Here is a 15,403-nt window from a genome sequence, read left to right on the forward strand (position 1 = left end):
CCCCAAGGAATGACCGAATCGGTCACTCAGCGGTGTGTATTGTAGCTCTGTCCTGCAGTGACCGGAACAAGACATCAGTCGTAAGCACAGAATTATGGTCTAGCACTGCGTCCCGGGCAGCATCCTCAGCCGCCGCCACGAGATCAGCCTGACTGAGACCTCCACAGGCCGCTTCGATTTTTTCCCAATCGATGGTTTGGAGCTTGAACATCGGCAGCTGATTGGCGAGCACCCGGCGAGCCTCTTCGGCCGAAGGCTTCGCGTAAACGAAGGCGGCATGAAACCTTCGAAATATCGCTGGATCGAGAAGCGTGCGATGATTTGTGGCTGCAATGATCACGCTTCTGGAGTCATCCTCCTCCAGGAACTGCAGGAAAGACGTCAGCATCCGCCGCGCTTCGCCGATATCATTGTCCGCGCCGCGGCTGGCGGCCAGAGCATCGACCTCATCAAAAAGGTACACGCCCCGCATGTTCTTCATCGCGTCGAATATCAGCCTGAGCTTTCCGGCTGTCTCGCCCATGTATTTGGTGATCACCCCATCGAGCAAGATCGTGAACAACGGAAGGCCCAGCTCGCCGGCGATGGCCGCAGCGGTCATGGACTTGCCTGTTCCTGGAGGCCCGGAGAGCAGAAACTTGCGCCGCGGTTCCAGCCCCTTCTCACGCAGAGATTCCGCTTCCTGATGCTCCCTGACGAGTCGACGCATTCGCCGCTGCAGATCCGATGCGAGAACCATGTCTGCGAGGCGCACCTGCGGATAGGACGCGCGCACTAGGCCGGCAAGTTCTCCCCTCGGGGCCACGATCGGCATTGGAGATGATGGTTTTTGGCGGTCGGCACGGATACGGTCGACGATGGTGCTGATCTCTTGGGCAACTTTGGATTTGCCCGCCTTCTGCGCATCCAGTGCGATGTGTTCAGCGATTGACAGAAAGAGGCTGTCGTCGCGCGCGGCGTGACTGCGGATCATTGCAATGATCTGGCGCGCATTGGTCATGGATCAGCCCTTCTCTCAGCCAAAAGGGTACTTATAGCGGCCTCGACGTCCGGAATCGTTAGCATAAATTTTTGCAATATATGCAACGATTCGTCCACTGAGTTTCCATTTTGTCGCACCCCTCCAACCCCCAGTCTCCGAGCGTCGCCGGCTACAATATCCCGCGCCAAGAAGTTCTCGACTTGCAATTTAACCGGCGCCGAGAATGCCTTGTTTGACATCGACCTGCTTAAGGTCGCCTTTGAGATTCCGATATCGCGAGCGCATTCGGACATGCTCCAACCTGCTCCAGCCAACACCATGGCCAGCTTTGCCACAAGGGCTGGATCGCGTATACGCCTTGGTCTTCCTCGCATAAGACAAATATTGCATATATTGTTGCATTAATCAAGCGTGGAAAGGGGCTGTCCGCATTGGTGGCCTCCGGCACCGTTGAGCGATAACAAAACGACATGGACTGCAACCGTTCGTTGCCACCATAGGGCAGTGCGCTGCTTTGGCCGCTTTCAGCGAGTGGCATGGTAAAGCACAATGGCCGTCTTCAAGCGCAAAGTTACCGTTCACGTCGTGACCACACAGGAAGCGCGTGGCGTATTGTCGATATTCCTCAATCGGACCTAGTACCTCTGCACAGAGGTTATGACGGGTTGAACCGGCTGAAGTTTGGGTAGGATGTCGTGGTCGACGAGCAGTTGGATGCTGCGCGCGACACCTGGTTGCCTGCGGATGAGGCCGGAGCGTTCGAGGGTTAGCACCATCTGGTGGACGGACGGCGGGGTGACGCCGAAATAGCGTTGCATGTCGCGTTCGGCCGGCGGCTGGCGGTTGATCTGCATATAAGCCCAGATGAAGGCGAGGTACTGGCCCTGTTTTTCGGTGAAGCTGGGACCCGCAGGCGTTTGCCCGTCAAGTAATTGATTCAATTTTCGATTCATCCGGAACCCTTGGCAACCGAGGAGGCTTTCTGGATGAATCTACGCTATCGTGTCGATCTCGACCAACCCGAACGCGATGAACTCACAGCGATGCTGGCAGGCGGCAAGCAGCCGGCTCGCAAGCTCAAGCGGGCGCAGATCCTGCTCGCCGTCGACGCGGGCTTGGGTGACGAGGCCATTGCCGCGACGGTGGTGGTCGGCGGCTCCACTGTCTATCGCACCAAGCGCCGCTTCGTGGAGATGGGTCTGGAGGCGGCGCTCAGCGAAGAGCCACGCGCAGGCGCGCAACGCAAGCTGACGGGCAAGGAAGAAGCCCTGCTGGTGGCCACCGCCTGTTCCAGTCCGCCGCCGGGCCGCGCCCGCTGGACCCTGGAACTGCTGGCCGGTGAGTTCGTCAAGCTGACCGATCACCAGGAACTGTCGCGCGAGACGGTGCGCCGACGCTTGGCAGACAACGATCTCAAGCCCTGGCGCAAGGACATGTGGTGCATCCCCAAGGTCGACGCCGAGTATGTCGCGCGCATGGAGGACGTGCTCGACCTCTATGCCGAGGCACCGGACCCGAAGCGACCGGTGGTGTGCTTCGACGAAAGCCCGACCCAACTCATCGGCGAGGTGCGACAGCCGATCCCGGCCGAACCGGGCCGGCTTGAGCGGTATGACTGCGAGTACAAGCGCAACGGCACCGCCAACCTGTTCGTCTTCCTCGACGCACACCGCTCCTGGCGCAAAGTCAAGGTCACCGAGCGGCGCGCCGCGGAAGACTTTGCCCATTGCATGCGCGACCTCGTCGATATCCATTACCCGCAGGCCGAACGCGTCAGGGTGGTGCTCGACAATCTGTCAACCCACTCGGCCGCCGCGCTCTACCAGGCTCTGCCTGCTTCAGAGGCGCGACGCGTCCTTCGACGGCTGGAATTCCACTACACGCCCAAACACGCCAGCTGGCTCAACATGGTCGAGATCGAAATCGGCGTCCTGCGCGGCCAGTGCCTCGATCGTCGCATCAATAGCTATGATCGCCTCGTCGCGGAGACCGCTGCCTGGGAGCACCTGCGAAACACCAGTGGCGCTCGCATCAACTGGATGTTCTCTACCGAAAACGCACGCCTTAAGATGGCCAAAGCCTATCCCAAGCCGACTTCCAAAGAGTCATAACCTCTGTGCAGAGGTACTAGGCGTTGATTGGCGCCGTGATTTCTCCGACGTGTCTGAGGTTGGCATGCCGTCCTTTTTGGCCTTGGCAAACGCGCGGTCGCTTTCCAGGAACTCCGCCAGCATGAACGGGATGAGCTCGGCCACCGTTTCAGACTCGCCATAGGTCTGGCGGTAAAGCGTCGCATAGTCGTTCAGTGCTTGGCCCAGGCCGGCGCTTACAGTGATGATGATCTTGGAAGGGGTCCGGTCCGGAAGCTTCCCGAGTTTCAGGTTGGCCATGACTACTCCTGTTCAACCCGAATACGGCCGCAGCACGAGATCCTTATGTACGATGACGCGCAGCGGCCAACCGGGACGGACGATGATGGTGGGTTGGATGTTCAGGTTCTTTTCGGTGATCCGCTGGCCGGCCTGACTGACGTTCTGCTGAGTGGATTCCCGGATTGCCTTGACAAGATCGCTTTCGTTTTCCCCAAAACTCAGCTCGGTGCCGACGCCCAGTAGAGTGGCTAGCGCAACGCCCTTGATCAGCTGCCATGTGTGGAAATCCACCTTGTCCTCAAGCCCCGCATAACCGGCGGTGTCTGTGGCGGGCAGATTGTCGATTTCGATCGACGAGCCGTCGGGCATCACAATTCGCTGCCAGACCAGCAGCGCACGTTTTTGGCCAAAGGCGACGACGCTGTCATAGGTACCGATCAACCGTGAGCCTTGCGGGATCAGCAAGGTGCTGCCGGTGACCGAGTCGTGCACGCTCTCGGTGACCTGCGCGACGACCAGACCGGGCAAATCAGAATTAATGCCGGTGATCAGGCTTGCTGCAATCACGCTGCCGGCCATCAGCTGATGGGGCGAAGCCGGCGTCTGCAGCGCATGCGGATTGTAGATCCCATTTGTGCTCTGCTGGCTGATAAAATCGAGCTTACGCTGCTGATTGTTCTGGTCACCCTCGGCTGGTGCAACGGAACCTCGCGTACCTACCGCATCGGGTTGCCCAAGCGGTGCTTCAAATGGTGGCCGGGCTCCCCGCGCGTTGTCGGCGACATTCGTCCCACTGGGCCGGTTCTCGATCCGGAACAAGACTTGCGACTCACGCGCCTCAATTGCCTGCTGAGCAAGCCGCTGCTCCTCGGCGGAAACCTCCTGCCCCGGCGCAATGCCAAGTTGGCGCTGGCGTTCGAGGATAGGGCGGCCGAGGTCGCCAGGCAGAGGTGGTCCAAGCGCCGGCGGCTTGGGCTTGATTCCGGAATAATCCTTGGGAAGCGTTTCAAGTCCTTCGGCAGTTGGCTTACGCTCGGTATTGTAGAGTTCTTCCGCCTGGTCTTTGATGCGCCAAGCCGGTCCTTGGAGCGCCATCATGGTAACGCCGAATATGGCGCTGGATCCAACCGCGGTGATAGCAAGGATCACGCCGCGTTTGAACCGGACTGCGCGCCGAGGCGAGGCCCGCAATTGCAGTTGCTCGGGGTCGAGTTTCGGCGGAGCATTTGAGCGGGAAGTATCAGTCATGAGCCTCCCCCTCACCTACCAAGACGCGGAAAGAAGGCTATCCGCCGCGGCGGTTGCCGGCCATCAGTCCTCGTGATTCGCACGACCTGCTGCTGTTTGGTGCCGAGGCGCAGTTCAGCAGCGGCGAAGAGGCGATCGACGATGTAATAGTTGCCGCGCATGCGGTAATTGACGAGTTGGCTATCCCCGTCAGGACCGACGACGAAGAGCGGCGGTGCCTCGCCCTGATCAATCCGGCGCGGGAATTCGATATAAACCTTGCTGCCATCGTCGAAAGCGCGCTTCGGTCTCCAAGCCGGCGTGTCGCCAGTAATCGAATAGCGGAAGCGAACGTTCTCCAGTGACACATTCGACGCAACCGGCGTGCCAGCCTCGGCTTGAGCGTTGCTTCGGCGCAGCGCGATGATCTGGTCCTCGCTGTAGGTCCAGGAGATTGCCGCCATTGCGGTCTTCTCGGTGCTTTGAAGTTGCAGATGGTAGGTCCGCCGGTCCGTTGTGATGACCAGATTGGTGCTGAGCCCCGGCGCGAAGGGTTTTACCAGCACATGGGTGCGCTGGTTGTTACCGGTGCCGCTGACGGTATCGCCGATGACCCAGCGCACCGTGTCGCCGGCCGACACGGATGTCAGTTTCTCCCCTGACTGCAGGGCGATATCGCTGACGCGCTCCGGCGCCGCATAAAGCTGATAAAGCGCGCCATCGGCGAAGGGATAGACCTGCACCGCGTTGACATAGCCATACCTGGTGGGCTGCTGCGTCGCCGCCTTGTTGGCGTCGGCGACACGTTCTTCAGGGGAGCGCTTGTCCTCGGCGACCTTGCCCGGCTCGGGTTGCAGCTGGCCAGGAAGCGGCAGCGGCTTTGGCACCTCGACTATCTTGACCGGCTTCCCCGGCGCCTTCTCGATTGCCGCCGGTCTGAAATCAGCAGCGTCATAGGAAATCTCAGGCGGCAGCACCGGTTTCGATGCACAGGCTGGTAGGACAGCTGCTGAGACCGACAGGATCAGTGCGGCACGGAACGATGGGGCTCTATTTGTCATTGGCTGGCTCCTTCGGGGAAACGGATGTCGGCGCGGCGCTGTCGAGCTCACGCGACCAGTCGACGGCGTTGATGAAGACGCCGAGCGGATTGTTGCGCAGCTGGTCCGTGTTGCTTGGTGGGCGGATCACGATGGTAAGGATCGCGGTCCAGCGCGTCGTGCTGGCCAAGCTGCCGCGTTCAAAAACCTGCTCGGTCCATTTGACCTGGAACGAGCTATTGGATGCCCGAACCACGCTGGTCACCTGCACCGACACGCTGCGCGTTCCGATCTGACCGAAGGGATCGTTCGCCTTGGCGTACTCGTTGAGGAAGAGTGCTGCGCGGTCGGTAGCAAAGTCATAGGCTGCCAGCCAGTTCTGCCGCACCAGCACCGGATCGGTGGAGACCGAACGGACATTCTGGATGAAGCGGCCGAGATGCCAGGCGATCTGGGCATCGGAGGGTTCGTAATCCCGGACTGCTGGCGCAACGGCGCGCGCCTCGCCGAAGCGGTCGACCTCGACGACGTAAGGCACGACGCGGCTTTGCATCGACTGCCATACAAGTCCGCAGGAAAGTCCAGTCGCCAAGACCAGACAGCCCAGGGCCATGAGCCGCCAATTGCGGGCCTGCACCCGAGATGAGCCGATACGCTCGTCCCAGAGCTGGGCGGCTTTCTGATACGGCGTGACCGGTTCGGGTGTCTTGCCGTAACGTTGAACGGGTCGCTTGAAGAGCATCTAGTCGTCCTTGTCATTGAGAGAGGGATTGGCGCTGCCACCCGGCCTGTCGCCATCACGGACCGCCTGCACTGCGGCGTGTCGATGGGCACGGGCGGTCTGTTCGGAACGCAATTGCCTTGCCCAATTGGGAGCGGCATCAGTGGCTGTACCGGCTGGGCTTCCGGCCATTGACGCGGTCGGCGTACCGCCAGTCGCGGTCCAGGCGGCTTCGCGGCCGGCGTCGGCGCTGCGCCCGAACGTTCCCGCGGCAGATCGTGCAGCTCGCATCGCGGCGCCACCGGCGGCACTGGTCACACCCTGCAGTCCAGCAGCTACACCGGACCGGCCAGAGTCGAGCGAGGTTGCGCGCCCCAGCTGCCAAGCCGTGGAAGCAATCGATCCCATCGAGGTGCCAGCACGGACTGCGGCGAGACTGCCGCCGGTTGCCATGCGCGCGCCGGCAAATGTCGCGCCTCCGGCAACGAGTGATGCGCCGGCGGCAGCCGCAGTGGTTCCGAGTGCGGCGCCAGCGCCAAGCTGCGGCGCGCCAGAGACAAGACCCGAAGCGATACCTGGCCCGAAGATGCCGAGCCCAAGCAGCGACAGCGCACCAAGCACTTGTGACATGGCGGCGGCCAGGTCCGGCTCCTTGCCTTGCAGCGCGGAAGCGAACTCGCCGAAGAGCGTGGAGCCGATGCCCACGATGACGGCGAGCACCATCACCTTAATGCCCGACGAGATCACATTGCCGAGCACGCGCTCGGCCAGAAACGCCGAACGGTTCCAGAGTGCGAATGGAACCAGAACGAAGCCCGCCAAAGTGGTGAGCTTGAACTCGAGGATGGTGATGAACAGCTGGATGGAAAGAATAAAGAAGGCGATGATGACCAGGAACCAGGCCACAAGCAGCACGAAGATGGTGAGCGCATTGCCGAAGATTTCTGGGAAGCCCAGGAGCTGGCTTGCCTGATCGAGCAGCGGCCAGGCACCCTCGAAACCGGTCGCGGCAATGCGGCCCGGATGCAAAAGATTGTCGGCGGAGAGATTGCCAGAGGACGCGTTGATGCCGAGACCGGCAAAGGACCGATAGATGATGTCGGCAAGGTTCTTGAAATTGTTCAGGATGAAGGCGAACACGCCGACATAGAGTACCTTGCGGATGAGCCGGCCGGGAACGTTGGGTTCGCCGCCGAGTGCCCAGGCCAGGCCGGCAAGTGTGATGTCGATGCCGATCAGGGTCGTGGTGAGGAAGGCGACATCGCCCGAGAGCAGACCGAACCCGCTGTCGATATAGCGGACAAAGGTCTCCATGAAGCGATCGATGACCCCAAGGTCGTTCATGCCGCCTTCCTCGTCGTGAAGAATCAGTTGCCGGGATAGGCCGTACCGGTGCCCAGGAAGCGCTTCGTCGTCTCGCGGGCGGCTTCCTCGGACTGCGCCTTGCGGGCGGCATCCTCGGCTTCAGCTCGAAACTGCGTCGCGAGCAGCGTCTGAATCTGCATCTGCTGCTTGGTCGAAAGCGCGATCAACTGGTTGGTTGCCTGGCTTGCCTCAAGCGCACCGGCCGCGCCCTGGCTGCGGTTGATGAGATCGGTAAGCAGGTCACCGTCGCCGCGGACGTTCTCGACGATCTGCGACTGGACACCCATGGTCTGGCGAAACGCCTGCATGGCGCTCTGCCAGCGCTCGCGTGCAGCGCCCGCCACATCGCTGACCTTTATCGTCGCGTCATAGCTTTCCGGGTATTGATTGCGCCATTGGTCTTGAAGCTTGTCGAGATCAAAGCTCAGGCCACTCGCCTGATCCATCAGCCCGTCGATGCGATGGAGCGCACCGGTGAGTTGGCCAACGGAAGAAAAATCCAGATGCTGAAGGTTGCGCGCCATGTTCTGCAGCATGGTCGCCTGGTTCTGAAGCGATTGGACCTGGTTGTTGATCTGCTCCAGCGAGCGTGCCGCCGTTAGCACGTTCTGGGTATAGTTCGACGGATCGAACACGATGAGGGCGTAGGCTGGCTGGACGTAGTCGGCCATCGGTTTGGCGATCAGGGAAACGGTGATCAGGCTGGTGAAAAGGCGGCGTCCCATCATGACGATTGCTCCGTGTCTGGTTGAGGGAATTGCTGGAGAAGCTCGGCTGCCCAATCCAGGCCGCGTGCATTCAGGAAACGAGAGGCAAAGCTGTCCTGTCCGTGCTCGGACAGGACCCTTTCGATAAGGGTCTGCGTGGCCGGATCGGAAGCACCGCACAGCGCGAGTGTGATCGGGCCGAGCCCGAGCTCGAAAAGACGGTTGCCGCGGCGCGACTGCAGGTAATAGTGCCGCTTCGGCGTGGCGCGAGCGATCAGTTCGATCTGCCGCTCGTTCAAACCGAAGCGTTCGTAGGCTGCCCGCGCTTGCGGCTCCACCGCACGATCATTGGGAAGAAAAATACGCTGTGGGCAGCTCTCGATGATTGCGGGCGCGATTGCAGAGCCCGCGATGTCGGCAAGCGATTGGGTGGCGAAGACAACCGACACGTTCTTCTTTCGCAGCACCTTCAGCCATTCGCGGATGCGGGCGGCAAAAAGCGGGTTGTCGAGATAGACCCACGCCTCGTCGAGCATGAGCAGCGTCGGCCGCCCGTCAAACCGCTCCTCGAGGCGATGGAAAAGATAGGTGAGCACCGGCAGGACAGCGCCTTGGCTGTGCATCAGCTCCTCGGTCTCGAAGCATTGCACATCCGATAAGGCCAGCCGATCGACATCGGCATCGAGCAGCCGGCCGAAGGGACCGTCGAGCGTGTAGGGCATCAACGCAGACTTGAGCGCATTGGACTGAAGCAGGACCGACAGGCCGGTCAGCGTGCGTTCCTGCGCCGGCGTCGTGGCAAGGCTGTTGAGCGCCGACCAGATTGCCTCCTTCACCTCCGGTGTGACGGTGACGCTCTCATGGGCAATCAGAGCTGCGATCCATTCGGCCGCCCAACCGCGGGTAGCCTGGTCGCTGATGTTTCGCAGTGGCTGGAAGGCAAACGCACCGTCCGCGCCGAGCACATGATGCTCTCCACCCATCGCAAGTGTCGCCGCACGCGCCGAATTGCCTTTGTCGAAGACATAGACCTGCGCGCCGGCATAGCGCCGGAACTGCAAAGCGATCAGTGCTAGCAGAACCGACTTGCCGGCGCCGGTCGGTCCAACGATCAGCATGTGGCCGACGTCCTCGACATGAGTGGAAAGCCGGAACGGAGTCGACCCGCTGGTCTCGGCAACGAGAAGCGGCGGGGCTTCGGTCTGGGTAACATTGGCGAGATGCTCGTTCGTCGCCGGCCCGGCCCACACCGATGACAGCGGCATGAGATGGGCAAGATTCAGTGTGTGAATGAGCGGCTGGCGAACGTTGGCGTAGACATGACCAGGCAACGAGCCGAGCCACGCTTCCACGGCATTGACGCTTTCACGGATCGTAGTGAAGCCAAGTCCGTTGACGATGCGCTCGACCGCGCGAAGTTTCTCCTCGGCGGCTTGGTGGTCCTCGTCCCACACCGTCACAGTAGTGGTGAGATAGCCGAATCCGACATGATCGCCGCCCAGTGCTTGAAGTGCTTCGTCTGCATCGAGTGCCTTGTTGTCGGCGTCGCTGTCGATGAGAGGAACGGGTTCGTTGGTCACGACCTCGCGCAGGATAGCCACGATCGATTTACGCTTGGCAAACCACTGCCGGCGCAATCGCGTCAGCGTCTTGGTGGCTTCCGTCTTGTCGAGCGGAATGAAACGCGTCACCCAGCGATAAGCGAAATCCTGGTTGTTGAGTGCGTCCAGAATTCCGGGCCGCGTGAGGTTCGGGAATCCGAGGATGGTAAGTGTGCGAAGATGCTGCTCACCCAGCATCGGCTCCAAGCCGCCGGTGAGCGGCGCATCGACCAGCATGCTATCCAGATACATAGGCGTTTCCGGTACGGCGACTGGATGGCGGCGGGTCGAGATTGTGCCGTGCAGGTAAGTCAGCGTCTCGGCATCATCGAGGGCGCGCATTTCCGGCATGAAGCCCGACAGTAGACCCAGAACCCGGTCGGTCTCGTCACGGAACCGCGCCAGCTCCTGGCGCCAGTCTCTTTCGCCTTCGGAATGATGAGAGTCGACCAGCGCGCTTTCCGCCCGCGCCTGGCCGTCCGGCGGCGGCATGAACAGCAAGGTCAGGTGATAGCGGCTCTCGAAATGCGCGACCTTGCCCTCGAAGGCCCCGCGCCGTTCTTCGTCGACCAGCCACGACGCCGCATCGGGGAACCGCGAATGCGGATAGCCCAGCGCTTCTATGCGCTCCGCCTCGAAGAACAATGCCCAGCCGGAGCTAAGGCGTCTGAGCGCATTGTTCGCCCGTGCGCAGATCCCGATGAGTTCGGCTTCGGTCGCGCTTTCGAGATCGGGACCCCGGAACCGCAACGTCCGCTGAAAGCTGCCATCCTTGTTGAGCACGATGCCCGGCGCGACCAGTGCGGCCCAAGGCAAATGGTCGGCAAGCCGGTCGGTTTTGCCGCGATACTCCGAAAGGTTCAGCATGCAAACCATCCCTTCATGCGAAGATGACGGACAAGCACGCTCGCGAAGTCCGGATCCCGGCGCGCGGCAAAGACCGCGAGCGTGTGGCCGGCAATCCAGAGTACCAGCCCGGCGATCCACTGCTGCAGGCCAAGACCGATGGCCGCAGCCACCGTGCCGTTGAGGATCGCAACCGCTCGAGGCGCACCGCCCAGCAGGATCGCCTCAGTCAATGCCCGGTGAACAGGAACCTCGAAGCCCTCAATATGCTGCTCTCCGCTGGCCATCAGACGAGTGCCCCACCGCCGAAGGAGAAGAAGGAGAGAAAGAAGCTCGATGCCGCGAAGGCGATCGACAGACCGAAGACGATCTGGATCAGCCGGCGGAAGCCGCCCGCCGTATCACCGAAGGCAAGCGTCAGGCCGGTGGTGATGATTATGATCACCGCGACGATCTTGGCGACCGGCCCTTGCACCGATTCCAGTATCTGCTGCAGCGGCTGCTCCCAGGGCATGCCGGAGCCCGCGGCGAAAGCCGGTGCCGTGAGAAAAAACGCGAACGCGGCGGACGAAAGAAAGCGAAGCTTCTTGCGCATGAGATGACCTTTCAGAGCTGCTGGAGTTGCGGAAGCGTGAGCGGGGTGACGGCGTAATCGCCGCTGCCGTCAAGACCGGTGACCTCGGCGATCGCGTCGATGCGGCGCGACGAGCCGCGCCCGGCGATGAAGACGATCAGATCGATGGCGTCGGCGATGAGGCGGCGGGGAACGGTGACGACGGCTTCCTGCGCGAGCTGCTCGATGCGATAGAGCGCGGAGCGCGCCGAATTGGCGTGAACCGTGGCGATGCCGCCGGGATGCCCTGTGTTCCATGCCTTCACCATGTCGAGCGCTTCCGCACCCCGGACTTCGCCGACGATGATCCGGTCGGGCCTAAGCCGCAGCGTCGAGCGCACGAGATCGGCAAGCGTTACCGAACCCCGCCTCGTTCGTAAGGCAACGCAATCCTTCGCCGCGCATTGCAGTTCGCGCGTGTCCTCGATGAGGATCACCCGCTCGTCGCATTCGGCGACTTCGGCCAGCAGCGCGTTGGCAAGGGTTGTTTTGCCCGACGACGTGCCGCCGGCGACCAGAATGTTGCGCCGCTCGCGGACCGCCTTTTTCAGCGCATCGGCCTGCAGCGGCAACATGATGCGGTCGGCCACGTAGTTGGCCAGAGTGTAGAGCTTTGCGGCCGGTTTACGGATAGCAAAGCATGGTGCCAGCACGACCGGCGGCAGCAGACCCTCGAAGCGCTCGCCCGAAGGCAGTTCGGCGCTGACAATCGGATTGTCCTCATGCGCTTCGGCGCGCACGTGGGAGGCGACCAGGCGAATGATGCGCTCCGCCTCGGAAGGGTGCATGTGCACGCCGGTGTCGACCCGCCCCTCGCCCAGCCGGTCGAGCCTCAGCGCACCGTCGGGATTGACCATCACCTCGATGACCAATGGATCGGCTAGGGCTTCGGTGATCGCTGGGCCCATGGCGGTGCGCAGCATGGCGCGGCGGCGATGGTCGGCCTCGGGATGAGAACTCATCCTTCCCTTCCCCCGCCATTGGCCTCGCCAAGCGATTTTTTCCCGGAGGCGATCTGGCGACCGACCTGCTCGACGAATTTGTCGAAACGCTCCTGGGCAATCGCTTGCGTCGCCCTGTCCGGAACCGGCGTGTGGGCATGAAGCGTGATCGAAAAACGGATGAAGAGCGCCAGGCTCTCCAGAACCATCTCGACATCGCGCCTGATATGATCGAGCTCGCGGGACAGACGATCGAGCCGCTTGCCGTAGCGCTGGTCGAGATCGTTCTCGCCCCGCCGCTCTATGAAGGCCTCAACCGCCTTCGCGACGACCGCGGATTTGGTGGTCGATGGATCGCGGCTGAGGTTGTCCAGCTTCTCGCTCAGCCCGGGTTCAAGCAGAAACTGATGACGGATGCGGTGGGGCTTCATGCGGCTCGTTCCGGCTGACCGACGCTTGCTGCACCGGCGACGGAACAAGCATCGTCGAGGTGCCCGAAATCGCGTATGGCCGTTATCTACGCTGAGGTGCGCCCAACTCGAAGCGGGGTTCAGAAGCCGGGCACGATGTCCTTGTCGTCGCCCCTTCCCTCGTTGATGCCGTAGGCACGCGCGGCAGTGGAAATCCGGTCCATAACGAGCTTGTCGGGGAGCGCCTCGCTGTCATCGTCGGTGGGCTTGAAGAGATCGTCCTGATCCGGCTGCTGAGAGACGACGGGGTGTTCATCGGGCAGACCTGGATGACGCTGCTGCTGAACACCGCCGTCGTTTTCGGTTGCCACGCCGCTTTCGTCGCCGGGAACAAGACGGCGATCAACGCCGCACACCTGTCCGCTCCAATCATCCAGACGCGACGCAGGGCAATCAGCGTAAGGACCGTCCCGAAGCAGTGGCGAAGGCAGCAACCGTTCGGTGAAATTCTGATCCTGGTAATAGCGCAACTTCTTGGCACGGATCGGCGGCAGCCCTGAAACCAACACCAGTTCGTCAGACGGCGGCAACTGCATTACCTCCCCGGGCGTCAGCAGAGGTCGTGCCGTTTCCTGGCGGCTGACCATGACGTGGGAAAGCCAGGGCGCCAGCCTATGGCCGGCATAGTTGCGCATGGATCTGAGCTCCGTCGCCGTGCCGAGCGCATCGGAGATGCGTTTTGCCGTGCGCTCGTCATTGGACGAAAAGGCAATCCGCACATGACAGTTGTCGAGAATGGCGTTGTTCTCGCCGTAGGCTTTTGAAATCTGGTTCAAGGATTGCGCGATCAAATAGGCGCGAATGCCGTAGCCGGCCATGAAGGCGAGCGCAGTCTCGAAAAAATCGAGCCGTCCGAGCGCCGGAAATTCGTCGAGCATCATGAGCAGTTGATGTTTGCGGCTCTTCTTTGGATCGCCCTCCAGCCGCTCGGTGAGCCGCCGGCCGATCTGATTGAGCACCAGTCGCACCAGCGGCTTGGTACGTGAGATGTCCGATGGCGGCACGACCAGATAAAGCGACATTGGTCGCTCTGCATCCATGAGGTCAGCAATGCGCCAGTCGCAAGCCGATGTTGCCGCAGCTACGGTCGGATCGCGATAGAGCCCGAGAAATGACATGGCGGTCGAGAGAACGCCTGAACGCTCATTCTCTGACTTGTTCAGCACCTCACGAGCCGCCGAGGCCACGACAGGATGGACCTGAGGCTTTTCACTAGCTCCGAGATGGTTGGTGGTCATCATCCGTTGCAGCGTTGCAGCAAACGAGCGCTGTGGGTCCGAGAGGAAGGTAGCGACACGGGCTAGCGTCTTTTCCTCTTCGGCGTAGAGCACGTGCAAGATGGCGCCGACCAGCAGTGAGTGGCTGGTCTTTTCCCAATGGTTTCGCCGCTCCAGCGCGCCTTCCGGATCGACGAGGATGTCGGCGATGTTCTGGACGTCGCGGACCTCGTCTAGGCCCTGGCGTACCTCTAGCAGCGGGTTGTAGCGCGCCGACCTTGAATCGGTAGGATTGAACAAAAGGCAATGTGAAAACTTCGAGCGCCAGCCGGAGGTCAGCTGCCAGTTTTCACCTTTGATGTCGTGAATGACGGCCGAGCCGGTCCAGGAAAGGAGGGTTGGCAGAACCAGCCCGACACCCTTGCCGGAACGTGTTGGCGCAAACGCCATGACATGCTCTGGGCCGTCATGGCGCAGATACTGGTCCTTCAATTTGCCAAGGAAAACGCCGGCCGTCCTGAATAGCCCCTCCTTCTCAATCTCCCACTTTTCGGCCCATCGTGAAGAGCCGTAGGTAGTGACCGCTCCACGCTGCCGCGCACGCCAAAGTGAACCGGCCATAGCAGCGCCACAGCTTAGGAAGCCACTGGCGCCGGCAAGTGCGCCCGCCTTGTCGAAGACCTCTGGCGCGTAAGCGTCGAAATGGAACCACCATTCGAAAAGTTTCCACGGCTTATAGATTGCCCAGCCGGCCGCGACAAACCATGGGGCGCCGAGTTGCGGCTGATGGCCCAGCATGTGGGCGCACCATTGTGTTGCCGTCCATACGCCGAGGACTGCGATGGCAAACACAACCACGATCTGGCCAATCAGCAGCTTCGTCGGTGTCATTGGCTTTTGCTCCGCTGTTCTGGACAGGCGGATCAAGCATCTGGCCAAAGCACAGGGAGTAAAACCCACCGTACGCACGACGAGGTGCGATGGGGCAATCATTGGGTATTGCTCAGATTTGAAACGCGGGAACGCGCCGCTGTTCAATCGATAAGACATAAGGCCGGTGCTATGCTCTCGGATTCGACGCGTCCGGAGGTATCCCGGACGAACTGAAACAGCACCTTCTGCTAGATTTTCTGCAGACCCTGGCCAACTACAAGGGCTGCGCTCTCTGTACGGCGCAAGACAATTTCCCGAAGGCGCCAAGGTTCGGCCAACCCGGTCGAATGATCCGGGTTGATTCACGCTTGCAGAGGCGACAGCAAAAAAGAGGCCACGAGGCGCGGGGAGCCTGCCCGGGGGCCCCT

The 15,403-nt window shown here is 61.4% G+C and carries 15 protein-coding genes; 1 reads left to right on the forward strand and 14 read right to left on the reverse strand.

All coding sequences use genetic code 11. The features are described 5' to 3' along the window. Positions 1-22: 22 nt before the first annotated feature. Positions 23-1,000, reverse strand: a complete 978-nt coding sequence (locus ACFSOZ_RS03360) for an AAA family ATPase (RefSeq protein ID WP_378923810.1) — start codon at positions 998-1,000, stop codon at positions 23-25. A gap of 617 nt (positions 1,001-1,617) precedes the next feature. Beyond that, positions 1,618-1,923 (reverse strand): LexA family protein, encoded by a 306-nt coding sequence (locus ACFSOZ_RS03365; protein ID WP_245330990.1) that lies wholly within the window; start codon positions 1,921-1,923, stop codon positions 1,618-1,620. 45 nt (positions 1,924-1,968) lie between these two features. Here ACFSOZ_RS03365 and ACFSOZ_RS03370 point away from each other — a divergent pair, with 45 nt between their 5' ends. Continuing rightward, positions 1,969-3,093, forward strand: coding sequence for an IS630 family transposase (locus tag ACFSOZ_RS03370; RefSeq protein ID WP_095081716.1), 1,125 nt, complete (start codon positions 1,969-1,971; stop codon positions 3,091-3,093). On the opposite strand, the gene ACFSOZ_RS03375 is transcribed toward ACFSOZ_RS03370, so the two are convergent. The 12 genes from ACFSOZ_RS03375 to ACFSOZ_RS03430 form a co-directional block, all read right to left on the reverse strand. Beyond that, positions 3,088-3,372: a DUF2274 domain-containing protein gene (locus ACFSOZ_RS03375; RefSeq protein WP_379093681.1), complete on the reverse strand. Its 285-nt coding sequence runs from the start codon at positions 3,370-3,372 to the stop codon at positions 3,088-3,090. The two genes, ACFSOZ_RS03370 and ACFSOZ_RS03375, sit on opposite strands and share 6 nt — an antisense overlap. 12 nt (positions 3,373-3,384) lie before the next feature. Next, complete coding sequence (locus ACFSOZ_RS03380) at positions 3,385-4,602, reverse strand: TraB/TrbI/VirB10 family type IV secretion system protein (RefSeq protein ID WP_379093683.1); 1,218 nt, start codon at positions 4,600-4,602, stop codon at positions 3,385-3,387. A gap of 11 nt (positions 4,603-4,613) precedes the next feature. Then, on the reverse strand, positions 4,614-5,642 hold the full coding sequence (gene trbG / locus ACFSOZ_RS03385; RefSeq protein ID WP_378923813.1) for a P-type conjugative transfer protein TrbG: 1,029 nt from the start codon (positions 5,640-5,642) through the stop codon (positions 4,614-4,616). Next, positions 5,632-6,363 carry a conjugal transfer protein TrbF gene (trbF, locus tag ACFSOZ_RS03390; protein WP_378923814.1) on the reverse strand — a complete coding sequence of 244 codons (732 nt, stop codon included), beginning with the start codon at positions 6,361-6,363 and terminating at the stop codon, positions 5,632-5,634. Before trbF ends, trbG begins: the two co-directional genes overlap by 11 nt. Next, positions 6,364-7,686: a P-type conjugative transfer protein TrbL gene (gene trbL, locus ACFSOZ_RS03395; protein WP_378923815.1), complete on the reverse strand. Its 1,323-nt coding sequence runs from the start codon at positions 7,684-7,686 to the stop codon at positions 6,364-6,366. Positions 7,687-7,709: 23 nt separating this feature from the next. Next, positions 7,710-8,435, reverse strand: a complete 726-nt coding sequence (trbJ, locus tag ACFSOZ_RS03400; RefSeq protein ID WP_378977050.1) for a P-type conjugative transfer protein TrbJ — start codon at positions 8,433-8,435, stop codon at positions 7,710-7,712. Next, entirely contained in the window at positions 8,432-10,882 is a 2,451-nt protein-coding gene (gene trbE / locus ACFSOZ_RS03405) for a conjugal transfer protein TrbE (protein WP_378977048.1), read from the reverse strand. The genes trbJ and trbE overlap by 4 nt, the downstream gene beginning before the upstream one ends. Further along, complete coding sequence (locus ACFSOZ_RS03410) at positions 10,876-11,148, reverse strand: VirB3 family type IV secretion system protein (protein WP_378923818.1); 273 nt, start codon at positions 11,146-11,148, stop codon at positions 10,876-10,878. Before ACFSOZ_RS03410 ends, trbE begins: the two co-directional genes overlap by 7 nt. Continuing rightward, positions 11,148-11,456 (reverse strand): TrbC/VirB2 family type IV secretion system protein, encoded by a 309-nt coding sequence (locus ACFSOZ_RS03415; protein WP_095088699.1) that lies wholly within the window; start codon positions 11,454-11,456, stop codon positions 11,148-11,150. Before ACFSOZ_RS03415 ends, ACFSOZ_RS03410 begins: the two co-directional genes overlap by 1 nt. Before the next feature lie 11 nt (positions 11,457-11,467). Then, positions 11,468-12,436, reverse strand: coding sequence for a P-type conjugative transfer ATPase TrbB (gene trbB / locus ACFSOZ_RS03420; RefSeq protein WP_095088701.1), 969 nt, complete (start codon positions 12,434-12,436; stop codon positions 11,468-11,470). After that, entirely contained in the window at positions 12,433-12,846 is a 414-nt protein-coding gene (locus ACFSOZ_RS03425) for a CopG family transcriptional regulator (RefSeq protein WP_095088703.1), read from the reverse strand. Before ACFSOZ_RS03425 ends, trbB begins: the two co-directional genes overlap by 4 nt. A gap of 119 nt (positions 12,847-12,965) precedes the next feature. After that, positions 12,966-14,993 carry a conjugal transfer protein TraG gene (locus ACFSOZ_RS03430; RefSeq protein WP_378923850.1) on the reverse strand — a complete coding sequence of 676 codons (2,028 nt, stop codon included), beginning with the start codon at positions 14,991-14,993 and terminating at the stop codon, positions 12,966-12,968. Between the last annotated feature and the right edge of the window lie 410 nt (positions 14,994-15,403).

Origin of the sequence: Mesorhizobium newzealandense (assembly GCF_042682145.1) — a bacterium.
GTDB lineage: Bacteria > Pseudomonadota > Alphaproteobacteria > Rhizobiales > Rhizobiaceae > Mesorhizobium > Mesorhizobium newzealandense.